Below are 22552 nucleotides of genomic sequence, written 5' to 3' on the forward strand. Positions count from 1 at the left end.
GTGCGTGCAAATCGTGTGCCAATCCGCCGGCTAGAGAAGCCGCATCGCAACTGCTTCGTTGTGCAGGGCCTCTATCGTTACACCAGGATCATACGCCGAGAAATTCAAGAAAGTATGGGGAAGTTGTCAGATTTCTATCAAAAAATTTTTAGAAGGCAATGAAGAGAGCTATCTGGCTAATGAGACGCAGATGCCCCAGGACTCCTCCTCACTCAGCGGCAGCGACGAGTGGGCTAACCTCAGCGCCAGCCTGGCTCTCAGAAGAGAGGTGCACCCAAAGCTGGCCCTCATCGTGTCTATATGATGAAGCCTTGTCGATGTTCAGCCTGGCTGCCACCGGCTGGCTTGCAGGGGGAGGCCGCTCTGTGCCATAATGAAGAGGTTCTTTTCCGATCGATTGAGCGAGCGAGAGAGTCAAAGCGAAGAGTACAAGAGCACGGCGTCCTCCTGACGCCAACGGGGGCTTGCAGTTGCCTCCCCTCAAAGAAGGCAACAGCTGGCACAGCGGCAGCGTATCATGCTCTGTCACTGTCCACCAACGCAGACTGTGCGTAATAGAGGGAGCTGCGCAAAGGGATCAGTCAGAGAGAGCAGTCAACATTGCTCTAGCGAAGGAGTGTCGCATGGCCAGAATCGCGTTCCATGAGGTCAGTAAGTATTACCGCGGTGCCAGCAAGCCCGCTGTCGATCATGTTAGCTTCGAAGTGCCCGAAGGCTCGATCTGCATGCTGCTGGGCACCTCTGGCTCAGGCAAAACGACCCTGCTGCGTATGGTCAATCGCTTGATCGAGCCGAGCAGCGGAACAATTACGATCGATGGCCACCCCATTCTCGAGGAAAACCCCATTCAGCTGCGCCGGCGCATTGGCTACGTCATCCAGCAGGTCGGCCTCTTCCCTCATATGACCATCGCCGAGAACGTGCGCGTTACAGCGGAAATCGCCGGTTGGTCTAAGGCGCGCATGGAGAAGCGCGTCGAGGAGCTGCTGACCCTGGTGGGCCTGGACCCAGCGGAATATCGCCGGCGTTACCCCCGCCAACTCTCCGGCGGTCAGCAGCAGCGCGTCGGTCTGGCCCGCGCCCTGGCCGCCGATCCGGCTATTCTCTTGATGGATGAGCCGTTCGGCGCCCTGGACGCCATCACACGTCTTCACTTGCAGGACGAGCTGCAGCGCATTCAGCGCGAGATGCGTAAGACGATTCTCTTCGTCACCCACGATGTAGAGGAGGCCTTCCGCCTGGGAGATCAGATCGCGATTCTCTCCGAGGGTCGCCTTATTCAGATCGGTTCCCCGGTGGATCTGCTCCTGCGACCGGCCAATGAGTTTGTGAGCCGGCTCATCGGCTCCGACAATATTCAGCGCCAGCTCCAGTACTTGCCGGTAAGAAGCGCTATGCAGACCGCCTCAGAGGCCACCAGCGAGGTGGAGAGGCAGCCACGCTGCTCTCCAGAGACAACGCTGCTGGAGGCCCTGATGAGCCTGATCGCTTCTGGCGCCCAGTCCCTGACCGTCTACGATGAGCAGCGCCAGGCCCCAATCGGCTCCATTACCCTCAGCGCTATCAATCAGGCGATTACTACGGTCCGCTACAGCGAGCCAACAACGGCCAGCCCGGCCCGATGAGAGCCGGCAGAGCGAGGGGAGGAGTAAGGAGTACCCTGGGTTGCTTAAACCCACCCAGTTGGTCGCTTTGGTCTCATCCCTTGCGTGTTCTCTGCGGCCTCCCGCTTTCTATGCCGTTTTTCATTGTGGGGTTGCTTATGCGCTACTTAACAAGTCCTTCCAGCTATGATATTTCAGATCCAAGTAGTATACCCAATCTTCTTTTGCAGCATTTGACGATCGTGACGATCAGCATGCTGATCGCCCTGGCGATTGCCTTCCCGCTGGGGCTCCTCATCGTGCGTTACCGGCGCCTTCGCCTGCCAGTTATCACGCTGATGGGTCTGCTCTACACGATTCCCGGGCTGGCCTTGATCGGCATTCTGGTGACAATCACCAAGCTCTCGCTGGCAACGGTGGTCATTCCTCTGGTGCTCTATGCCCAGTTGGTGCTGGTCCGCAACATCTCTACAGCGATTAGCGCCATCGACCCTTTATTGATCGAGGTCGGGCGGGCGATGGGCATGAACCGGCTGCAGATTCTCTGGCGTGTCACTCTGCCACTGGCGATGCCCGTGATTATAGCAGGGATTCGCGTGGCAACCGTTACGACAATCGGCATCGCCTCGCTGGCTTCGCTGGTCGACCAGGGGGGACTGGGCGATCTGATTTTTAAGAGTATTCCCTTGGGAGACTACGATACGATCCTGGCCGGGGCGATTCTGCTGGCACTCTTTGCGCTGGTAGCCGATCTAGTCTTGCTCTTGTTGCAGCGCGCGTTGGAACGCGGGCGCGGCCAGGTGGCGTTGGCCTCTTAGGCCAGCGAGGAAGAGAGGAGAGGAGGAAATCGCCATGTTGCTGGTGCAGCTGTGGCAGTTCATTCTGGACCCAGCCAACGCCTTTTGGGATCACACTCTCGCTTACCTGCAGGTGTGCGCGGTCTCGGTGGTTCTGGCTACCTTGCTGGGAATTGCCATCGGCGTGGCTGTGGTTCGCAGCCCACTGCTGTCGTTTGTGGCCGTTAATCTGAGTGGCTTGATGCGCGCTATCCCCATTATCGCTTTCCTGGCCGCTGCCCTTCCCTATCTGGGGGTAGGCTTTAAGCCAACCGTGGTTGCGCTGACGCTGTTGGGCATCCCTCCCATTCTGCTCAATACCTATACCGGTATCCGTAGCATTGAGCCTGCCATTATCGATGCTGCCCGGGGAATGGGTCTCAATACGCGACAGATCCTGCTGCGCATCCAGGTGCCGCTGGTGTTGCCTATCGTGGCGGCAGGGGTGCGTACCTCGGCGGTTCAGATCGTGGCTACGGCCACGCTGGCGGCCATTATTGGGGCCGGCGGCTACGGCGAGTATATTGTCAATGGCCTCTACGAGTTTAAGACGGTCCAGATCCTGGCAGGTGCCCTGCCCGTGGCCCTGCTGGCGATGCTGGTTGAGCTACTGATGGGCTGGCTCCAGCGCGCTCTGACCCCTGCCGGTCTGCGCGTCCAGGAGATGGCTTTGAGCGAGGCCGCCCGAGCTTGAGAAGTCCCCTTTGAGCGCAGGTCACTGCGTTTCTCGGCCTTGCGCTGACTGTTGGCCTCTCTATTCTTGCTCGATGGCTATACTGAGAGTGGAGTCCGTCTATCCTATTTCGGATCTTATGAGGAGAGAATCTATGCGTTCTACCAGCTTGTTGGTGCGCCTGCGTACGCTACTCTTGCTGTCTTTGGTGGGGGTTAGTCTGATCGTCCTGGCTGCCTGTGGTGGCTCTTCCAGCTCAGGTGGGGGGTCCTCTTCCTCGCCTAACAGCCAGATTACGCTCACGGTCGGAGGCAAGCTTGATGTCGAGGCCCAGCTTCTGACAAAGATGTATACTCTCCTGCTGCGCCACGCTGGCTTCAAGGTGATTGAAAAGCCTGCCCTGGGCACCAACGACGTGGTCTTTAATGCGATCACCAGTGGGGCGATCGATCTCTACCCTGAATTTACGGCCACGGGGCTGCAGCGTCTGGGTCTGCAGACAACGCATGATCCGCAGAAGGACTATCAGCTTGTGAAGCAGGGCTTTGAGAGCAAGTATAAGATCGTCTGGCTGGATGTGGCACCGCTCAACGATACGTATGGTATCTGTGCGCCGAAGATGGCTGCGGCCCCGCTGCAGATCACGAAGCTCTCACAGCTTCCCGCGGCTGTGGCTTCGCAGCTGACGGTGGCGGCACCTACGGATGGTCAGGAGCCGTTGCAGACAATGGAGTCAATCTATGGCGTCCATTTCAAAAAGGTGATCGTTATGGATGAGGCCCTGACCTTTAATGCCGTCAAGCAGAATCAGGCGCAGCTGAATGTCTGCTATACAACGAGCGCCCTGATCGACCAGAACGGCTTTGTCTTGCTCCAGGACGATAAGAACGCTTTCCCCATCTATAATCCGGCTCCTATCGTGCGTGAGGATACACTGAAAAAGGCTCCAGGCATCGCCACGGCCCTGAATCCGCTGGCGCCGAAGCTGACGACCCAGGTCAGCATCGACTTGCAGCGCCAGGTGACGCAGGCCGTCAATAGCGGTACGCCGCGCTCTCAGGCGATTACGCAGGTGGCGACCAATTGGTTGAAGAGCGTGGGCCTGCTCTAAGCCGACTCCACGCTGCGGCTTTCTGATCGGACCAGCAGAGCTGCTGTCAGTCAGCCCCTTCAAGGCCCAACTACGACGGCAGCTCTGCTGCTTTCCTGCCAGGACCCTGGTCCAGCGCCCGCGGTCTGAGTGAGAGAGGGCTGCTTCTTTTTTTTCTCTCCTGCCTGGCTTTCCCAGGGACTACGGTTCTTTGCTCTGAGAGGAGAAAACAGGGGAGCGATGTGCTATGATGGAGGCGACGCGGGCCGCCGCGAGGGCGATCCTGCTCTCTGATCCCGATCCGATCTTTGCCCTGGGAGGCAGCGATGGTACGGTTGGCCAGAGAGGCCGAGCAGCGAGAGGCAAGCCGGCTAGCCGCTTTGCCTTTGCCTTCGGGCTGGCGTCTGGCTATGCTGGCTTTGCTCTGGCTCGTACAGGCGCTCTTGCAGGTACCCTTATTGATTGCTCCCCCCTCGACCAGTAGTCCCGCCCCGCTGATCAACGCTTTTGTCTGGCGCTGGCTGTTAACTTTTCTACCCTATCTCCTGGCCTGCTTGCTTGTATACATGAGTCCACCCCTGACAGGGAGAGCACGCAGCCTGGAACTGGCTCTGCTCTTGGGGGGAGCGCTTGTGCTGCGTCTGATGCTGCTGCCTCTTTCACCAGTGCTTTCGCCAGATGCCTGGCGCTACCTGTGGGATGCGCGCGTGACCCTGCTGGGCTATAGTCCCTACGTCTATGCCCCAGGGGATCCGCATTTCATTCAGCTGCGCGACTTCGTCTTTGCTAATAGCCGCTATCGCAACGTGCCGACGCTTTACCCGCCCGGCGCCCAGCTCTTCTTTCTGCTCAGCTACTTGCTGGCACCAAGCAATCTGACGGTCCTGAAAGGGATCTTTGTGGGCTGCGACTGGCTAACCTGCGCCGCTCTGGCCTGGTTGCTGCAGCGGCGGGGCAAGGATGCCGGGCGCTGTGTGCTTTACGCCTGGTGTCCATTGCCGATCGTGGAGTTCGCCATTCAGGGCCATGTCGACGCGCCAGCGGTTCTTTTCACTGTGCTCACGCTGCTGGCCGCCGATCAGGCTAGCCGCCGTGGGAGGGCCGTGACTGGCTTCCTGCTGGGCATGGCAACGCTGGTCCGCCTCTACCCCGCCTTACTGCTGCTGGCCATCGCCCGCCGGCGGGACTGGCTTCTGCTGATTGTCTGGCTCGTTACGCTGGTCGCCGGCTATCTGCCCTATCTGATTCTGGGACATGGCGAGCTGCAGAGTCCCTTTGAGAGCTATGCCGGCAGCTATACACCGAACGCCGGCCTGCCACAGCAGCTCAGCCATTGGTTGGGGCTGCATACTCCCCTGGGCGCGGCGCTGCTTCACTGGCTGGAGGAGATCCTGATGGGCATGATCATGGGGGGAACAGCGCTGATGGTGGTCTGGCTGCGCTGGCGGCAGCGTCTTTCCCGAGAGGCCGCCTCTCTGCTGCTGATCAGTGCCCTGTTCGTCGTCTCGGCTCACATCTTTCCCTGGTATACAACCGTCCTGGTCCCGCTGGCCGCAACGCTGCTCAACTTTCCAGAACAGAAGAAGGATGGTTCAGGCCCGCAATTGATTGGGCCAGCGGCGCTCTGGGCCTGGTATTTTGCCTGTGCGACGCCGCTGGCTTACTTCTTCATGTACGCACGCGATTGGACACTCTACTACGCGCTGGTCTACTGGCCCCCTCTCCTGGGGCTGGCACAGGCAACTTTAGCGTCCCTCTGCCGCCCCCGAGCTGGCACTCGGAGCTAGAGCAGTCCTGCCCGAAAGGGGCTATTTGGTTTCAGGACCTCACCCTCCCTGTGCCCCTACCGACAGCTTCGGCCGCTCCTTCATGGGCCAACTCTTTATGAGGAGAGGACAGCCTATCATCAGAATGTTCGTTCCTCATAAGGAGTACGACGATAGAGGTCAAGGTAGCTCTTCTTAGAGCCGCGGCCTCGCGGCCCTCCGTGATCGATGGGCAAAAACCAGGAGCTCCGTCGGCGCCATTCCGGGCTCTCGGGACCATCGCGGCTGTCGGCGCCCCAGAGGAGGGCTGCGATGTCGAGCAGGACAACGAGTAACAAGAGAAGCAAGATGTACATCATAGGGCACCTCCTGAAAAAGGACAGACCGTTTCACAAGGCCCTTGAACTGATAAGAATCTCAGATCACGGGGGCCAGCCGCCTTGCTTCCCGGGACAAGCAATTGCCCAGTATCCCGCCGTGGATTGGCTACCATTACTCCTTTTCCTAAGAACAACCGTACGCAGAAAAAGGTTGCCTAACCACAGCCAATCTGTCACCTTTTCCAGTAGCGTGAGCGAGCCAATCGCTCACCGAACCGAGGTGGTTGAGCAGCGGGAGACCTCTGGGCAGAGTGAGCTTGAGGCCGACCTGCGAGACGAAGACAGGCTACGGTAGCTGTCACAGCAGGCCACTCCTCGCCAGGCACAGGAGCCTACTTACAGACGGAGGTGGTTACCTGTGGTCCCCCAGAGCTGAGAGACAGCAGGAGAGAAGAGCAGATGAGCTATCTGGAGCCAGGCGAGAAAGGCCCTATGGGCTTTCGCCTCTTTCTTTCCCATCTTTGGGGAGTGGGGGCAGGGTAGGAGATGCCATTTCCTGGCCAGGACCGTTAGCTAGAGAGCGAAGCGTGGAGTCGCCCTTTGCTGACCTACCAGTGACCTACCAGACCTGCCATATAACCTCAAACAGGGTCGGGCGGGGTGCGAGACGAGTAGGACCATCTCGAGTCGCAGCCAGCCTGCGTAGCTTGGTTGCAGCGAGGGTCCGATCGAGCAAAGCGAGCGCAGAGGTCGTTGGCGCACCTGGGGAAGTCACCAGGAGACCAGGAACCCCGCCCCTCTCTTCAGCTAACTGGCACTTCGTAATAATCAAAGGTCGTGGTGATCTCAAAGCCGCAGGAGCGATAGAGCGCCAGCGCACCCTCGTTAGTCGTATCTACCTCCAGGGCAATCCGGCGCGGACGCTGGTGGAGAATATGCTCGACCGTCCAGGCCAGCGTCTGGCGTCCGTAGCCCTTGCCCTGGTGCTCAGGCAACATGCAGAAACCATAGATAAAAGCCTCTTCCTCATCGTCGATATAACGGATCAGCCCAACGACCTCATCGGCGACCTCTGTCACCAGGGTCACTCGCCGCGGACTGGTAATGTCGCGCGTCGTCTCCGCCAGCAACGCTCGGTCCTCCGTCATCTCAAAGGCGCGGGCTGTAATGCGCGTCAGCAGCGGCGCCTCATCGGCCCGCGCCGGGCGAATGCGGATTCCCGCCCGTGGCTCAACCTGAAGCGGAGCGCTGCCCAGCTCTCGCACCATCCGGTACTCCGAGTTGTGATAACGGGCCTTCACAGCCCGCGCAAAGCCCTGGGCCCCCAGCGAGCTGCGATCAAAAAAGAGCAGGATGCGCGGCACACCGCGATACTTCAGCTCCTGATTGGCCAGGCGAAAGAGCAGCGAAAAGATGCCCTGGCGACGCCTGTCGGGGTGAACCATTCCCGTCAGCTCAGCCTCGCGCGCATTGAAACTATAAAGCGCCAGATAGCCGAGCAACTGGCCATCTTCATAGTAGAGAAAATCGTTAGTCACCTGTCCCGAGCGAGCGCGCAGCATCTCCCAGAGCAGACGCACCTCGATTCCCTCGCGCTCTCTGCATAAAGATGCCAGCGAGGCAATCTCCTGCAGGTCGTCAGCGGCGAGCGTTCTTTTTCGCACCAAACCATGTTTTTGCATGTTCTGCCGATCCAATCTAGCCAGCCAGGGCACTTGTCTCGGTGATATCCCCCTGCAGCACGGCCTTCGCCCGTTGAGACCTTTCCGCAGGGTAAAGAAAGGGCACCCGCCATGATCCCGGCAGCCCAACGCCGAGCGCCAGATCGAGCTGAGAGGGACTTTCCATGACGAGCGCCACGCTTTTCCTCAACCGACGGCTCTCAGCCAGCCCCATGCCCAGCCTACGTCGCCCTCTACATTGCCATACGAGCAGCCCTACTGTCAATCAGAGAGCGCCCCAGAACGTGGTCTCACACGAGCCTCCTTGTATCTCGCTCGCTGGTTCGCTCCCCAGGGGTAGGCCAGGGAGAGGTAGGAAGATCGCCGTTGGAGATCAGCGCATACCGAGCAGTTCACGGGCGATGATCAACTGGCGGATCTCGGTTGTGCCGGCCCCGATTTCCGCCAGACGGGCATCGCGCCACATGCGCTCAACCTCGAAGTCAGTCGTGTAGCCCCAGCCCCCATGAATCTGCAGGGCCTCGTTGGCGGCTCGCCACTGGGCACGGGCCGCGAAAAGCAAGGCCGCGGCTGCCTCCTTGCTCACGCGCCGCCCCTGCTGAGCCAGCCACAAGGCCCGGTGGGCCAGAAGGCGAGCCGCTTCCAGATCGGTATACATATCGGCCAGCTTGGCCTGGATGAGCTGAAAGTTGGCAATTGGCTGCCCGAACTGCTGGCGCTCGCGGGCATACTTGAGCGATAGCTCCAGGGCCGCCTCAATACCGCCGACAATGCTGGCGGCAAAAAAGGCACGCTCCAGGTCGAGACCACTCATCACCACCCGATAGCCCTCATTGAGCTGACCGAGCACGTTCTCGGCTGGTACAAAGGCCTCCTCAAAGAGAAGTTCCCCCGTGGGAGAGCCATGCATACCCACTTTCTCAATCTTGCGGGCCACACGGTAGCCCGGTGTCTGAGTCTCAAAGAGAAAGGCGGTGATGCCACGGCTACCCGCCTCCGGCCTGGTTTTGGCATAGACGATGAGCAGATCGGCGATCGGCCCATTGGTGATAAAGACCTTGGTACCGTTGAGCACGAAGCCCCCTTCAACGGCGCGGGCAGTCGTGCGGATGCCCATAGCGTCGGAGCCGGCATCGGGTTCGGTCAGAGCCAGGCCTCCGATCATCTCCGCCGCCGCCAGTTTCGGCAGATAGCGCTGCTTTTGCTCTTCCGTTCCATTCCGCAAAATATTGTGTGCGCAGAGATTGAGATGGGCCCCAAATGACATAGCGACGCCCCCGTTGGCTCGCCCAATGGCCCGGGCCACCAGGGCCGCCATCAGGAAGTCCCCGCCACTGCCACCATAGGTCTCAGGAATGCCAATGCCGGTATAGCCCTGAGCGGCCAGCTTCTGCCAGAGCCAGCGCGGGAAATCATCGCTGCGCTCCAGCTCCGGTGTCAAGGGCTTAATCTCGCGCAGGGCAAACTGCAGAGCGCTTTCGTAGGCCAGCCGGTGCTCTTCAGGAAGTTCGAAGTCCATCTTCTGCTTTATCCTTTCTCTTGGCGGACACGGACCGCGCCTGCGTGCTCTATCTTTTGGGCGGTGAGTCGCGTATACTCTATTATAATGATGAATCAGGCGAGCGGCGACCCCTCCCCCTGGAAAGCGAACCGAGCATGCTGAATACCACTTCTGTACAGGCGGTCGAGAAGGCCCGCTTCTCACGCGCCTTCACCAGGCCACTCTATGAGACCTATTGCTTCGCCAACATCCCGCAGACGATTCTGACCTTGCTGACCGGCGAGGGCAAGAGCGCTTTGCCCAACGATGTCTTTGGCTCGTTGCCCCGGCGCTACCAACGAGTGATTCTCTTCTTTGTCGATGGCTTCGGCTGGCACTTCCTGCAGCGCTACGCCGAGCGTTTCCCCTTGCTGCGTCTGGCCCTCGACGAGGGCGTCATCTCGCTCCTTACCTCGCAGTTCCCATCAACTACGGCGGCTCACACAACCACCATCCATACTGGCCTGGAGGTTGGCCAGAGCGGCGTCTATGAATGGACCTACTATGAGCCGCTGGTTGATGAGGTGATCGCCCCGCTGCTCTTCTCCTACGCTGGAGAATTCACGCCCGATACCCTGAGGCGATCCGGCCTACCTCCCTCCGCCTTTTATCCACAGCAGACGCTCTACGAGCGGCTGAGCGCCTCCGGCGTGCGCAGCACGATTTTCCAGCACCGTTCCTATACGCCATCGACCTTCTCCAACGCGGTGTTTCGTGGGGCCAGCGTTCACGCTTTCGACACGCTGCCGCAAGCGCTCGACGAGCTGCGTGAGCATCTGCTTGCAGCCAGCGCCCGCGGAGCGACCCCAGCCTACTATGTGCTCTACTTCGACCAGATCGACGCCAGCGGCCATCGCTTCGGCCCCGACTCCGCCGAGTTCGAGGAGGCAGCCAGGCAGTTCTGGAGCGCCCTGGAGACCCACTTTTATCGACCTTTGCGCGGTCAACTGGCCGAGACACTGCTTCTATTAACCGCCGATCACGGAATGGTAGCAGTTCATCCGGAAACGACCTTCTATCTCAACCTCCAGTTGCCAGAGATCGTGCCTCTGTTGCGCACAACGCGTCAGGGCCGCCCGCTGGTAGCAGCCGGCTCCGCCCGAGACATGTTTCTCTATGTGAGAGAGGAAGCCGTAGCTGAGGCTATCGCTTTGCTCGAGCGGGCGCTGGCCGGGCGAGCCGAAGTCTACCGCACCCAGGAGCTGATCGCCTCCCATTTCTTTGGCCGTCAGGCTCCGAGCGAGGTCTTTTTGAAGCGCCTGGGCGACATCGTTGTCCTGCCCTATGAAGGGGAAAGCGTCTGGTGGTTTGAAAAAGGTCGCTTCGAGATGCGCTTCCGAGGCCATCACGGAGGCCTGACCCCGGCAGAGATGCAGATTCCTCTGCTGCTCTTGCCGCTCTGACGTCTGGGCAGATAGGCCCCCCACAGGAACAGCCAACGAGGTGGGGACCTGGAGGACCTTCTTTGCTGACCTCCAAGCCTCCACCTCGCCGGCGCTGATTCCCTTCGACCTGCCCGCGCCCACCTCGTCAGAGCTGCTTCTTACTCGTAACGCAGAACCTCCAGGGGACGTACGCGCACCGCCCCCCAGGCCACCAGGGCCGCTACAAGCATGGCCAGGACCGCCGCCCCCGCGATGAGGGCCAGCACGATGATCTCGCTGCTGCCCAGGTTGATATTGAAGACGAAGTGGCCCAACAGACTGAGAGCCAGGCTAACCAGCAGCATAGCCAGGAAAGCGCCTAATCCGGCCACAGTCCCATTTTCCAGGAGGACCTCGCCGAGGATTGCCCGGCTGGTATAGCCTACGGCCTTGAGAATGCCCAGCTCACGCCGGCGCTCCAGCATAGCCAGGCCAACGGCATTGGCTATGATGACAATGCCAGCGAAGAGCGAGAGCGAGGCAATGGCGCTCAGCGTCAGGATAATGTAGCTCAAGAACTGGTTCACATAATCGCCCAGATTCGCCAGATTGGTGACCGAGATGGCCCCGGCAATAGTCTGCATACGATCGAGGGCCTTCCCCACCTGAGCAGGGTCGATCTTGAGATAGTAGATGTCGGTCGCCTGCCCGCCCGGAGCTAACTCCCGCACGAGAGAGAGAGGTGCCAGCAGCCCGCCGATAAAGGTGCCCGTGTTCAGGCCGCTCATCCTGTAGAAACCAACCACGGTGACCACGCGCACGACTTTGCCATCCTGGCTCCGGAGGGCCAACTGACTGCCGACCCTGAGATGCTGCTTCAGCCCCCCAAAATCGAGGACGTCTGCAGGCAAGAGGACATGGTTGCTATCGACATCCGAAGCATTGAGATTGCGCCCCTGGGTGATGGTCAGGCCCGCCGGTGGGAGCTGCCCATGAGCCAGATCGTAGCCCTGCAGGTTGCTCAGATAGAAAAGCACAATCAGATCTTCTCTCTGCGTCACCTGCGAGTTCGAGGCCGTTTGAGCGGCCTGGCGTAGCAGGGTCTGCAGCGGTACCCCATCGATCGTCAGCGGCAGACACGAGGTGATGATCAGGCGCTCCCGCTTCTGGACACCGGGCACACTGCTCCACTGGGCCTCTAGCCGCTGAGCTTGCTGGTCATTAGCAGTCGCAATGACATTGTAGGAGATGACTTGCGCCAGCGAGGCATTAATGGCATCGCGCAGATCCTGCCCTAGAATCAGGATCAGACCTATCGTGAAGATCCCCACGAAGAGGGCCAGCATGGTGGTGGTCGTGCGCGCACGCTGACGCCCAATATTGCGCAGGGCCATCTTGATAGTGACCTTCCAGGTAGCGGGCAGGAAGACCGTCACCAGCCCAACCACGCTCGCCAGCAAGAGCAAAGAGCCAAAAACCGGCAGGACGATAGTGATCAAGCCGGAAATGACAAGGGCCACCAGGATCAGGGCGAGGAAGCCAAGGCTGAGCCGCTCCGGTACCGGGAGCAAGCTAATGATGATCACCGCCAGCACAAAGAAGACGCTGAGCACACCAAGGAAGATGAACGTACCGTAAACGACGCCGATGCCCAGAAGCACAGCGTTGTTGAGAATCACAATGGACATGGCGCAGAAAAGGAGGGAGAGCAAGAAGAGCAGGCCCACGGTCAGGGCATAGCTGCTGGGACGGAAGCCCTCTGGAAGCTCGCGGATGACACTCAGCGGGCGAATATTGGCCGCCTGGACAATCGGCATCAGGCCAAAGATGAGGGCGGTCCCCAGACCGATTAGCACTCCCCCACCCAGGATGAGCGGATCAAAGCTGAGCGGCAGATTGAACATGAAGAACTGCATGATCAGGCCGCGCACCAGCAGGCTGACGCCAGCACCGATGACCGAGCCTATCACTCCACCGACAAGGCCCAGCAGGCCGGCCTCTAGCCCAAAGAGCAGGTAGAGATCGCGTCGCCGATAGCCGGCAGTCTTCAGCATGGCAATCTCCGTCCGCCTCCGCAAGAGGAGCACCTGCATGGTGTGGACAATGCCGACACCCCCAATGAGCAGCGCCAGCAGGCCAGCAATCTCCAAAAACTTGCGAATGAAGTCAACCTGCTGCTGATCAGCCTTTAAAGCATCGGCCGGCGTACTCGTTGAGGCATAGTAGAACTGGTTCTGAATAGCCTTGACTACACGGTCAGCACGGGCTTGATCGTTACCGGTCGAGATATAGACGTTCTCATAGAGCAATGGCACACTGGGAGCGGCCGCTTGATAGGTCTGTACCGACAGGTACATGGCACTGCCCGCGAGCGCGGCCATGCCCTCGTTGGCAATCACACCGGCAATCTTGACATGCAGAGAGCGCCCCGTCGAGCTTCTGGAGGTTTCGGAGGCGTAGACGGTCAGGGTATCGCCGACCTTGCGATGATATTGATCGAGAAAGCTCTGGGTCACTACCACCTGCTCATCTTGCACCAGGCGGGCAAAGCTCCCACCCTGCGGCTGGAGGAAGGTGGGCGACGCCACGACCGGGAAGGTCTGCGGATCAATCACCACAAGCTGGAAGCTGTCTCCCAAATCGGCGGCGAGCTGGGTCGAAGCGCGCGCGTTGATCACCGGCGTGTAGGCGCTGATATCCCCCCGCTGCTTGAGCCGCTCAAAAAAGGATAGATCGTTATCGTTAAATGGATAGATATAGCTAGAGACATCCACGTCACCGCCGTTGGCCTCGCGAACATTGCTGGTAAAAGCCAGATTGATCATCTGGCCGACCAGCTCCAGGGAGACAATAGCCAGCACGCCCACGGCGATACAGAGGATCGCCAGCACGCTGCGCTGACCGCCCCTAAGCAGCGAACGCCAACTGTACTTGAAGTAGAGAGAGGCTTTCATGAACGGATGACCTCCTCTCTCAGCACCTCGATAGCGGCAATGCGACCGTCGACGATGCGAATAGCGCGATCGGCATGGCTAGCGACCGTCGCATCATGCGTCGCAATGATAAAGGTTTTACCGGTGGTGTAGCGCAGGTAAGCGATCAGCTGCAGCAGCTTCTCGCCGTTAGTAGCATCCAGATTCCCAGTAGGCTCATCGGCGACCACGATCGGGGGATCGGTTGCCAGGGCGCGCGCGATGGCAACCCGCTGCTGCTCGCCTCCCGAGAGTTGGGTCGGACGATGCCTGAGCCGATGGGAGAGACCAACCAGCTCCAGCAGTTCGCGCGCCCGGGCGGCCGGTGACCCCTTGTGCTTACCAACGTAGAGAGGGATCTCAACGTTCTCTTGAGCGGTGAGGGTAGGGATGAGATTGAAGGCTTGAAAGACCATACCGATTTTCTGGTTGCGCACAGCGGCCAGCTTCCCCTCGCTCATGCGCGTCACGTCGACGCCATCAATGATGACGCGCCCACTGGTCGGGTTATCCAGGCCCGCAATGATGCCCAGCAAGGTGCTTTTGCCCGAGCCTGAAGGGCCAACGATGGCGACGAACTCCCCTTGACGCACGCTGAAGCTGATACCGCGCAGAATCTCGATGCGCTCATGTCCCAGCGGCAAACTGCGCGTCACCTCTTCAACTTGCAAAATCGGCTCCCCCAAGATCAAGGGCCTTTCTTCCTGTCGGGCTGCCTGAGCATGGGGTGTGAGCGGCTCGGCTCCCTCGTTGCCCCGCACTTGTTCTTCCATGTCCGTAATGCTCCCTTCTTTCTTGTTTGCTTGGCTCCATACCAGCAAGAATGATTACCCGCGCCCTCCCCTCTTCCTTCATCTACGAGAGAGATGACTGCCTTTCCAACGAAAGAGGGTAGCTGGTCGCGTGACCAGCGGCGATTGGCGGCTTCTCCCACCAGCTATAGCTTATTGCTATATCTCTCGAATGTATAACATACTGCTATGTCAACTGTCAAGGGGCGAACGATACAGGAATCGCTCAGATCTGGGTCTTTCCTTAGTCAGTTTTACCGAAGGGATGGAGGCCAGCTACTGGCGATGAGGCTGCACTCCGGCAGATCAAGAAGACAGCCGGGGGAAGGAGGAAAGAGGCTCCGGGTGTCTCAGGCAGGCCCTGCTCGAGAGTCCGGGATAGGCAAGCATCATCAACTATGCTATACTGCACAGGAACTCATCGTACGGCCTTGACAAAGGAAACAGCGAGCTACTGTAAGGAATCGAACAACAGCGACCGCCTGCGCTCATCAGCGGCCTAGCCTTTCCCTTCAGCGAGGCAATCGGGTCGGGCTGGCTTCTGGGGAGTTCTGGCCGGTGCTGGCCAAACCTAAATATCATCTCTTTTCCTGAGTTTTCTTCCCTGGGATCTGGGCAGCGCGGGACGGACGGCAAGGAGAGCCAGAGGCCGTGCAGGCCGACCAGGGAGGAAACCAGGCAGAGAGCGAGGAGAACGTAGACGCTATGCGTAGAGGAACAGCCCTACTCCTCCTGCTGATCGTCATCCTGGCGGCCTGTGCGGCCTATATCGATTGGCCCAGCACGCCAGGCATCCACTTCCTGGGGATTAACCATGACTTTAAGGTCAATCTGGGACTAGATCTGCAGGGAGGCGTACGCGCCTTACTGGTGCCTTCTAATCCCAACGAGCAAGTGACCGATGAGACCATTCAGGCCGCGCGTAACCTGATCGAGCAGCGCGTCAACGGTGGTCTGGGCGTCTCGGAGCCGAGCATCCGTGTGCAGCAGAACGGCAACCAATACAGCATCTCAGTTGAGCTGCCGGGTTTCAACACCGGCAACCAGACCCAGGCTCTGCAGACGCTGCTGCAAGCGGGCAACCTCGAATTCTGGGATACTGGTTCGACGCCGCTCTCCGAGAACAGCACCTTTGACCCCAGCCAATATACCAGCACTAACCCGGGGGGAAAGCCCTGGTTCACTGGTAAGGACCTCGACCCCAGCCAGATCGGGGTGAGCACGGACTCGTCGGGCCAGTTGCAGATCAACTTCGCCATGAAGGGGGACGCCGTCACCAAATTCGGCCAGTTCACCCAACAGCACATCGGGGACTACCTGACGGTCACCCTTGATCGCAAGGTTATTCAGTCCGCCGTTATCCAGAGCGCCATCAACGGCCCGGGCGTCATTACCGGTCGCTTTACCCTTCAAGAGGCGCAGTCGATCGCAACGGTTCTACGCTACGGAGCCTTGCCCATCGCTCTCAAGATCGCCAGTCTGGAAACCGTCGGCCCAACGCTGGGCACCGACTCCATTCAGAAAAGCCTGATCGCCGGCGCCATCGGCCTCGGTATGGTTGTGCTCTTCATGCTCCTCTACTACCGCCTCCCGGGCTTGCTGGCTGATCTGGCCCTGGCGCTCTATGCGGGCCTCACCTTCGCCGTCTTTAAGCTCATCGGCGTAACGCTGACCCTGGCCGGAATCGCCGGCTTCATCCTCTCGATCGGTATGGCAGTGGACGCCAACGTTCTGATCTTCGAGCGCGTCAAGGAGGAGTTACGCGCTGGCCGCTTGCTGGCGGCGGCGATCGATGCCGGCTGGAAGCGAGCCTGGCCCTCGATCCGCGACTCCAACTTTTCTACGATTATTACCTGCCTGGTGCTCTTCTTCTTCGGAAACACCTTCGGCGCCACGATCATCAGCGGCTTTGCCACAACCCTTATCCTGGGCGTGCTGATCAGCATGTTCACGGCCATCGTGGTGACACGTACCTTCCTGAATGTGCTGGTGCCGACAGGAGTCATCAACCATCCCGCCCTCTTCGGTCTGCCCGCCGGCTCGATCGCGGCGGCGACTGCCGGACGGCGTAGCTCGCTGTAAGAGGAGGTTGCTGTGTTCAGGCTTGTTGAAAAGCGCTATCTCTTCCTGGGGCTCTCGCTGCTGGTGATCATACCCGGCATCCTCTCCCTGATCTTCAAAGGGCTTAACGTCGGCATCGACTTCGCCGGCGGGTCCTCCCTCAGCTTGCGACCGGAAAAGCAGCTGACCATCACCACCGTGCGGAACCTGCTCAAGCCTTTCCCACTCAAGGATGTGCAGGTCCAGCTCGGCAGCGACCAGACACTGGCCGGTAAGGGCACAGTCTGGGTGCGCTTGAATACAACTGTCGATAGCAACGTTCAGGACACGATTAAGAAGGACCTGCAGACGCTTTATAAGAGCACGAGCCTGGGAATCACCTTCGATGACCTGGTCTACAGCGGCAAGAAGGTCACGATCGTCACGGTGACCAACTTCCCCAAAGGGGTCACCCCCAAGGTGGACGACATCCGCAAGGCTCTGAGTAAGCTGCCTAACACCACCGATACGACGAAGGCCACCTCCTCCAGCAGCGTTTCGTCGGCCACGCCCACGCCCACGACCACCGCGACCCCGACGGCTACCGCCAGCGCTCAAAGCAAGGCGACAGCGACCGCTGCGGCTGCGGCCACGGCCACGGCCACGGCTGCTGCCAAGGGGGCTACCCCAACAGCCACCGCGACGGCAAAGGCTACTCCCACTGCCACCGCGAGCGCGACGCCCTCGAGCGGCTCCAGCAGTAACCCGGCCAACATTCCGGTCAAGGTCATGGATATCCGCCAGGGGACGACCACCCAAACGATTAATATCCTGACGGTCACTCCTCTGGATGCGAATCTGCAGGCCTCGATCGAAAGCGCCTTTGTGAATCAGGGCAATACCTACGTCCAGCTCCTCCAGACGGCTACCGTCCAAGGCTCGGTGGCGGCAGATACTCAGCGCAACGCTATTCTGGCAGTTATCGCCGCCTCGATCCTGATCTTGCTCTATATCTGGTTCGCCTTCCGCAAGGTGCCACGCCCCTGGCGCTACGGCATATGCGCGGTGCTCGCCCTGGTGCACGATGTGCTGGTGGTTCTGGGAGTCTCCTCCATTCTGGGCTGGACGACCGGCTTCCAGGTGGATGCCCTCTTTATCACCGCCTTGCTGACGGTGATCGGCTTCTCGGTCCATGACACTATCGTGGTCTTCGACCGCATCCGCGAGAATATGCAGCGACGGACGGTGGAGACCTTCGAGGAGGTGGTGAACGCCAGTCTGGTGCAGACCATGGCGCGTTCACTGAATACCTCGCTGACGGTGCTCTTCACGCTGGCTGCGTTGACCCTCTTCGGCGGCGTCTCGATCCGGCCATTCACGGGAACGCTGCTGCTCGGTATCTTCAGCGGTACCTATTCGTCGATCTTTAACGCGAGTATGTTGCTGGTGATCTGGGAGAAGGGGGAGCTTGGCCTGGGCTGGCTGCGAGCCCGCTTCGGTGGCGGCAGCGCTGTGGCCCAGAACGGGCGCCGCTCCCGCGAGCGCGAGCTGACTTCGACTCGCGGCTAGCTATCTGCGCTCTCGGTCGAGGAGCGAGCACCTGGCCCAGCTTCGGAGAGCCGGCCAGCCGCTTCGGGGACTGACTGGCCTGGCCAGCGCTCCAGCAAAGGAGCCTAGAAAGCTGAAAGGCGATGCTGACTGGCATTGACCATGTTATTATCGGGGTCAAGGATCTGGAGAGAGCGGCTGCTCTCTTCAGGGAGCAGCTGGGTTTGACCGTCTCCGGCGGCGGGCGCCATCCCGCCGCCGGAACGGCTAACCGTATTATTGTGATCGGCGATACCTATCTGGAGCTGATTACGGTGGTGGCGCCGGATGAGGCTCAGCCCAGCATGTTGGAACGCCTTGCCAAAGGGGAAGGCTACTGGAACTTCGCCCTGTCCTCTGACGCTCTTGAAGCAGATTGCCAACGGCTGCAAGCCCAGGGCGTACCCGTGCTGGGTCCCACTCGTGGGGAGCTGCGAGCCGCCGATGGTCGCTCCCGCTCCTGGCTGCGCGCCGATATTGAGCGTTCCGATCTGGCTCAGCACTACCCTTTTCTGATCCAGCACGATAGCAGCGGCGACGAGCGCCGCTTCCGTCTGGCTGGCTGGCAGCAGCCACCGGCCCATCCGTTGGGAGCCGTGCGCGTTCGCAGTGCGACGATCGCCGTAGCTGAGCTGGAAGAGGCACGACGGCGCTTCAGCCATATGTATGGCCTGGAGACCTCCGCTCCCCACTCGGGCGAGGCCGAGCACTGGGAGGCGCTCTTGACGGCTCTGCCCTTGGGGAACGGCTCCCAGTGCTTTGAGCTGGCTGCACCTCCGCCCCTGGCCAGCACCGAGGATGCAACCACTCACCCAGGTGAGTTCTTGCCGGCGCCGGGCAGTTTGCGGCGCTATCTCCAGGTGGTGGGAGAGAGCCTTTGTCGGATGACACTGGAGGTAAGCGATCTGGCAACGGCCCGACGCTACCTTGACCAGCAAGGTGTCTCCTATTCTCTCTACGAGCAACCCCAACCAGTTCTTTGGATTCATCCGAGCTTTACGTGCGGAGCATCCATCGTACTGCGCCAGTTTACTTGAGCAAACGCTCAGGCAGATAGATAGGATAGGGAGAGGAGCCAAAGGGGCCAGTCTGAGAAGAGATGCAGCAGGCCAGGACCTGGCTGAACAGGCTGGACCGGATCAGGTTTTGGCCCCCCTTCCTCCCGTCAGCCTGTCCCCTTACTCCGCTGCTGCGATCTGAAAGCGCAGCTTTCGCTTGAAGACTTTCTCGAAGAGATCAGCTTTTTCGTGAGCCTGGTCAAGCTCTTCGTCCAGATCAGCCAGGGGACGTGTCCAGAGCTGAATGGTCCAGCGCTCCCGCGTGCATTCCTCGGGAACACTGGTCAGGCGCAGGACTCGGGCGTCGTGGTTGTAGTCGAGGGCATCAGCAATGCGCAGAAGGGCCGCGAGCATGGAGACACGCCTGCGCGCCGTACGGCTCATCACCGCGTATTCTTCGTGAGCCAGACTCGGCAAGGCGCGCCGATGGTAGCGAGCAATGCAGGCGATCTCGTGACGCTCCTCGTCGGAGAAGTCGGGCAGCGGTGTCTCCTTGATCAGGCGGAAGGAATGTTTGTGATGGCGCCGGGCTTCAACGAGCATGCCGGTGTTGTGTAAGAGGGCCGCCCGCTCTAGCAGGCGCAGCGCTTTAGCATCGAGGCCATGCAGTGGTTCTGTGGCAGCAAAGAGTTGCATAGAGAGACGCGCCACATGACGGGCATGGGGCCAGTCTTCTACCTGTAATCCTCCGCTGAGCTGTAGCTCTTCGGGAGTGGGCTGCGGAAGCTGCCACCACTCCAATTGATCTTCTATGGAATGCATGCGGTATACCCACCTTTATACGCCACGCTCTTCATCGGACCATGCTTTGTAGCATAGTTTTAACCTGGCGTTTACTGTCCCTTTACCTGTTCTTATTGTACACCAGATTGATGAAGACTGCTGGGTAGAGGAGAACGAAGAGATCAGGACCTGCAACCGGCCGGCTCCGGAAAAGGTTAGCTCTGCAGGAGGGCCTGCAGCTCTTGCCGAAAGTGGCGAGCCTCCAGTTCCTGCCAATGTTGACGGAAGGCCAGGAAATGCCTCTCGCGTTCCTGCAGAAGACGCTGGAGAAGGTGCGAGAGACCAACTTGCACCATAGAGGGCGGCTCTTCAAGAAGATCTGGAAAGACAATGGCCTCTGCGGACCCCTCCAGGGCCTGGCGCCCACTTAGCGTTCCTTCGATCAAGGCGATCAGGACGTCCTGATCATGTAGCTTCCCCAGCTCTTCCTGGAGGCGCTCCAGTTCAGTGAGAGCAGCCTGACAGCCTGCTGGCAGCACTTCCGCGAATAGCTCCAGGGTGTAGCGGAGTCGCTTGATGGCAATGCGCAGATGGTGCTGATGCACTGTATCCTGTGGGTTGTCCGCTGCCTGGCTCCAGCTATAGAGTTCCTCCAGACGCTGTAAGGCGATCAGGCAGGCGTTGCGTGAGGCGGGCGCACAGGGATCAAGACCCCGAACAGACTGGGCTTTGGCCATTCCTTTAACATTCCTCCTCTGCTGCAAAGCAGGCCAGTAGCTGGGCATGTAAGGCTTCGCCATCGAGTTCGCGGAGGTGCTCCTGAAGTGCAGAGGCTTGCTGACTGCGCTGCTCTTCCAGGACGGCTAGCAGCCAAAGGAGAGAGGAACGCTCTTGGGTGTCAGCTCCTGCCAGGAGTGCGCGGAGGTTGAGGAGCATGACGTCGCTGTCTCGCACGGCCCCAAGCAGGGCAGCGGTTTTTTTGAGACGGCGATAGAGCTTCTTGAAGGCCGCCGGCTCCAGATAGCCGCGGTAGGCATCGAGGGCAGCTCGCAAGCGCCGCGTGGCCACACGCATCTTGTGTACAGCTTCCTCTTCTGGCTCTTTCAGGAGCGGGCGGCGCCAGGAGAGCATTTTCTCCAGGCGCTCGGTGAGTAGGCGACGGCCATAGGCGAGAAAGTTCTCCTCCGCCTCCGCGATGCTCCCCCTGGGAGCTTCTGACGCCTGGTTCTGATGGCCAAGCGCTCCCTGTCGCTCAACCTCGAGCAACCAGCCAGGACCGTAGCGTTCGTAGGCCAGCAACGCCCCCTCGCGAATGCCGTGGGGACTAATCAGCAGCCGATCTAGTCCGAGGCGCGCCAGCAGGCTCCGCAAGATGAGAGCCCCGGCAGGGAGAATACGGGCTCGCTTGTAGGGCTGTCCGTAGCGCTCAGCGATCTCTCTGGCCGAGAGGGCAGCAAGCAGGCCCTCGCACTGAGCCAGGTCGTCGGCGCTGAGTGAGCGTTGGGGACCCGCCACGCCGAAGGCACGTTCGGCGAGCAACCAGAGAGAGTTAGCGCTGCCACCGGTGGCAACCAGCACCGGCGGATAGAGCGGGATGCTCAGCTTGCGCTGGTACTCCTGCAGGAAAAGACGCGCAGCGGCTCGTTCCTGGCGACCTGGGGGATCAGAAGGCAGATAACGATCGAGGAGCCAGCCGGAGCCGATCGGGAGCGAAAGACGCCAGGACACGCGACCGTCATGGGCCGTGACCAGCTCGGTACTCCCACCGCCCAGATCGACCACTCCGAGGTCAAGAGGAGCCTGACCCGCACGATAGAGTTCATAGGTGGCCCCGTAGAAGGTGAGGACGGCCTCCGCCTCGCCACTGATTACGGCCACGGGAAGCCCTATCTGCTGCTCAAGACGCGCGAGGAAGGCCTCGCGATTGCTGGCCCGCCGGATAGCCTCGGTGGCGATCAGCAGGATCGTTTCCGCACCGAGATTCCTGGCCAGGGCAACGTAGTGCGCAACTACAGCCAGAGCTGCTTGCGCCTTCTCCTCAGAGATGGTGCCGTCGGCGTTGACGCTCTCCCCAAGACGGGTAAGGTCCAGCTCATCGGCAAGGATGTCGAGGTGATCAGGCCAACAGCGAGCGACGACGATGTGAATCGTGTTGCTGCCAATGTCTATGGCGGCGCGGATCGGTCGCGATTCTACTCCCATAGGTGGTTTTCTCTCGCTCTTTCTACAGAACCAGCCCTTTCTTCCGCCTGGGACCCTTTGGAGGAGTCTGACCGCCCGGCCCAGCCCACCTGGAAACGCTTGCTCGAGAGCGCTCGCTCTGGGCTGAGCAGGCCAGGGATCAGGCCGCCTCTCAGGAAGATCGGCCAGGGGCCGCTTTTGTCTCATTATAGCATGCCTGCCCTCGGCTCGGAGAAGAGGGTCGCAATATGGCCGCCGATTGGGAAATTCGCCCGCAAACCTCTTGACAAAAAAACCAGGTCGGAGTAATATAACGACACGGAAC

At 60.0% G+C, this 22552-nt stretch carries 17 protein-coding genes; 9 read left to right on the top strand and 8 right to left on the bottom strand.

Annotation, left to right across the window (positions count from 1 at the left end; genetic code table 11):
- The first annotated feature begins 623 nt into the window (after positions 1–623).
- The 5 genes from ACFMO7_RS06100 to ACFMO7_RS06120 all read left to right on the top strand — a co-directional run bounded on the left by ACFMO7_RS06100 (position 624) and on the right by ACFMO7_RS06120 (position 5990).
- The gene (locus tag ACFMO7_RS06100; RefSeq protein ID WP_376794627.1) at positions 624–1625 is read left to right on the top strand and encodes an ABC transporter ATP-binding protein; all 1002 of its coding nucleotides are present in this window, start codon (positions 624–626) and stop codon (positions 1623–1625) included.
- 137 nt (positions 1626–1762) lie between these two features.
- Positions 1763–2422 carry an ABC transporter permease gene (locus ACFMO7_RS06105; RefSeq protein ID WP_376794628.1) on the top strand — a complete coding sequence of 220 codons (660 nt, stop codon included), beginning with the start codon at positions 1763–1765 and terminating at the stop codon, positions 2420–2422.
- Positions 2423–2456: 34 nt separating this feature from the next.
- The gene (locus ACFMO7_RS06110; protein ID WP_376794629.1) at positions 2457–3134 is read left to right on the top strand and encodes an ABC transporter permease; all 678 of its coding nucleotides are present in this window, start codon (positions 2457–2459) and stop codon (positions 3132–3134) included.
- A gap of 133 nt (positions 3135–3267) precedes the next feature.
- Complete coding sequence (locus ACFMO7_RS06115) at positions 3268–4224, top strand: glycine betaine ABC transporter substrate-binding protein (RefSeq protein ID WP_376794630.1); 957 nt, start codon at positions 3268–3270, stop codon at positions 4222–4224.
- 305 nt (positions 4225–4529) lie between these two features.
- A complete protein-coding gene (locus tag ACFMO7_RS06120; RefSeq protein ID WP_376794631.1) occupies positions 4530–5990 on the top strand; it encodes a glycosyltransferase family 87 protein in 1461 nt (486 codons plus the stop codon).
- A gap of 119 nt (positions 5991–6109) precedes the next feature.
- Here the strand turns inward: ACFMO7_RS06120 and ACFMO7_RS06125 are convergent, their stop codons facing one another.
- The 3 genes from ACFMO7_RS06125 to ACFMO7_RS06135 form a co-directional block, all read right to left on the bottom strand.
- A complete protein-coding gene (locus ACFMO7_RS06125; protein ID WP_376794632.1) occupies positions 6110–6328 on the bottom strand; it encodes a hypothetical protein in 219 nt (72 codons plus the stop codon).
- A gap of 764 nt (positions 6329–7092) precedes the next feature.
- Complete coding sequence (locus ACFMO7_RS06130; RefSeq protein ID WP_376794633.1) at positions 7093–7971, bottom strand: GNAT family N-acetyltransferase; 879 nt, start codon at positions 7969–7971, stop codon at positions 7093–7095.
- Between the two features lie 373 nt (positions 7972–8344).
- Complete coding sequence (locus ACFMO7_RS06135) at positions 8345–9490, bottom strand: acyl-CoA dehydrogenase family protein (RefSeq protein WP_376794634.1); 1146 nt, start codon at positions 9488–9490, stop codon at positions 8345–8347.
- A 137-nt stretch (positions 9491–9627) separates the two neighbouring features.
- Here ACFMO7_RS06135 and ACFMO7_RS06140 point away from each other — a divergent pair, with 137 nt between their 5' ends.
- The gene (locus ACFMO7_RS06140) at positions 9628–10914 is read left to right on the top strand and encodes an alkaline phosphatase family protein (protein ID WP_376794635.1); all 1287 of its coding nucleotides are present in this window, start codon (positions 9628–9630) and stop codon (positions 10912–10914) included.
- Positions 10915–11054: 140 nt separating this feature from the next.
- On the opposite strand, the gene ACFMO7_RS06145 is transcribed toward ACFMO7_RS06140, so the two are convergent.
- Together ACFMO7_RS06145 and ACFMO7_RS06150 are read right to left on the bottom strand one after the other, a co-directional pair.
- Positions 11055–13829 (bottom strand): ABC transporter permease, encoded by a 2775-nt coding sequence (locus tag ACFMO7_RS06145; protein ID WP_376794636.1) that lies wholly within the window; start codon positions 13827–13829, stop codon positions 11055–11057.
- The gene (locus tag ACFMO7_RS06150; RefSeq protein ID WP_376794637.1) at positions 13826–14620 is read right to left on the bottom strand and encodes an ABC transporter ATP-binding protein; all 795 of its coding nucleotides are present in this window, start codon (positions 14618–14620) and stop codon (positions 13826–13828) included. Before ACFMO7_RS06150 ends, ACFMO7_RS06145 begins: the two co-directional genes overlap by 4 nt.
- A gap of 723 nt (positions 14621–15343) precedes the next feature.
- On the opposite strand from ACFMO7_RS06150, the gene secD reads away from it, so the two are divergent.
- From secD to ACFMO7_RS06165, 3 genes are all read left to right on the top strand, one after another.
- Positions 15344–16720: a protein translocase subunit SecD gene (secD, locus tag ACFMO7_RS06155; protein ID WP_376794638.1), complete on the top strand. Its 1377-nt coding sequence runs from the start codon at positions 15344–15346 to the stop codon at positions 16718–16720.
- A gap of 12 nt (positions 16721–16732) precedes the next feature.
- Positions 16733–18247 carry a protein translocase subunit SecF gene (gene secF, locus ACFMO7_RS06160; RefSeq protein ID WP_376794639.1) on the top strand — a complete coding sequence of 505 codons (1515 nt, stop codon included), beginning with the start codon at positions 16733–16735 and terminating at the stop codon, positions 18245–18247.
- 122 nt (positions 18248–18369) lie between these two features.
- Entirely contained in the window at positions 18370–19302 is a 933-nt protein-coding gene (locus ACFMO7_RS06165) for a VOC family protein (RefSeq protein WP_376794640.1), read from the top strand.
- Between the two features lie 141 nt (positions 19303–19443).
- Here the strand turns inward: ACFMO7_RS06165 and ACFMO7_RS06170 are convergent, their stop codons facing one another.
- From ACFMO7_RS06170 to ACFMO7_RS06180, 3 genes are all read right to left on the bottom strand, one after another.
- Positions 19444–20085: a hypothetical protein gene (locus tag ACFMO7_RS06170; RefSeq protein ID WP_376794641.1), complete on the bottom strand. Its 642-nt coding sequence runs from the start codon at positions 20083–20085 to the stop codon at positions 19444–19446.
- Positions 20086–20261: 176 nt separating this feature from the next.
- Positions 20262–20783, bottom strand: coding sequence for a CHAD domain-containing protein (locus tag ACFMO7_RS06175; RefSeq protein WP_376794642.1), 522 nt, complete (start codon positions 20781–20783; stop codon positions 20262–20264).
- A gap of 4 nt (positions 20784–20787) precedes the next feature.
- Positions 20788–22248, bottom strand: coding sequence for a CHAD domain-containing protein (locus ACFMO7_RS06180; RefSeq protein ID WP_376794643.1), 1461 nt, complete (start codon positions 22246–22248; stop codon positions 20788–20790).
- Positions 22249–22552: the final 304 nt, after the last annotated feature.

This window comes from Thermogemmatispora sp. (assembly GCF_042408735.1).
Taxonomy (GTDB): domain Bacteria; phylum Chloroflexota; class Ktedonobacteria; order Ktedonobacterales; family Ktedonobacteraceae; genus Thermogemmatispora.

Excerpts from the sequence above, each read along its gene's own strand:
- ACFMO7_RS06100 (WP_376794627.1), top strand. The coding sequence starts at position 624 with ATGGCCAGAATCGCGTTCCATGAGGTCAGTAAGTATTACCGCGGTGCC.
- ACFMO7_RS06105 (WP_376794628.1), top strand. The coding sequence starts at position 1,763 with ATGCGCTACTTAACAAGTCCTTCCAGCTATGATATTTCAGATCCAAGT.
- ACFMO7_RS06110 (WP_376794629.1), top strand. The coding sequence starts at position 2,457 with ATGTTGCTGGTGCAGCTGTGGCAGTTCATTCTGGACCCAGCCAACGCC.
- ACFMO7_RS06115 (WP_376794630.1), top strand. The coding sequence starts at position 3,268 with ATGCGTTCTACCAGCTTGTTGGTGCGCCTGCGTACGCTACTCTTGCTG.
- ACFMO7_RS06120 (WP_376794631.1), top strand. The coding sequence starts at position 4,530 with ATGGTACGGTTGGCCAGAGAGGCCGAGCAGCGAGAGGCAAGCCGGCTA.
- ACFMO7_RS06125 (WP_376794632.1), bottom strand. The coding sequence starts at position 6,328 with ATGATGTACATCTTGCTTCTCTTGTTACTCGTTGTCCTGCTCGACATC.
- ACFMO7_RS06130 (WP_376794633.1), bottom strand. The coding sequence starts at position 7,971 with ATGCAAAAACATGGTTTGGTGCGAAAAAGAACGCTCGCCGCTGACGAC.
- ACFMO7_RS06135 (WP_376794634.1), bottom strand. The coding sequence starts at position 9,490 with ATGGACTTCGAACTTCCTGAAGAGCACCGGCTGGCCTACGAAAGCGCT.
- ACFMO7_RS06140 (WP_376794635.1), top strand. The coding sequence starts at position 9,628 with ATGCTGAATACCACTTCTGTACAGGCGGTCGAGAAGGCCCGCTTCTCA.
- ACFMO7_RS06145 (WP_376794636.1), bottom strand. The coding sequence starts at position 13,829 with ATGAAAGCCTCTCTCTACTTCAAGTACAGTTGGCGTTCGCTGCTTAGG.
- ACFMO7_RS06150 (WP_376794637.1), bottom strand. The coding sequence starts at position 14,620 with ATGGAAGAACAAGTGCGGGGCAACGAGGGAGCCGAGCCGCTCACACCC.
- secD (WP_376794638.1), top strand. The coding sequence starts at position 15,344 with ATGCGTAGAGGAACAGCCCTACTCCTCCTGCTGATCGTCATCCTGGCG.
- ACFMO7_RS06165 (WP_376794640.1), top strand. The coding sequence starts at position 18,370 with ATGCTGACTGGCATTGACCATGTTATTATCGGGGTCAAGGATCTGGAG.
- ACFMO7_RS06170 (WP_376794641.1), bottom strand. The coding sequence starts at position 20,085 with ATGCATTCCATAGAAGATCAATTGGAGTGGTGGCAGCTTCCGCAGCCC.
- ACFMO7_RS06175 (WP_376794642.1), bottom strand. The coding sequence starts at position 20,783 with ATGGCCAAAGCCCAGTCTGTTCGGGGTCTTGATCCCTGTGCGCCCGCC.
- ACFMO7_RS06180 (WP_376794643.1), bottom strand. The coding sequence starts at position 22,248 with ATGGGAGTAGAATCGCGACCGATCCGCGCCGCCATAGACATTGGCAGC.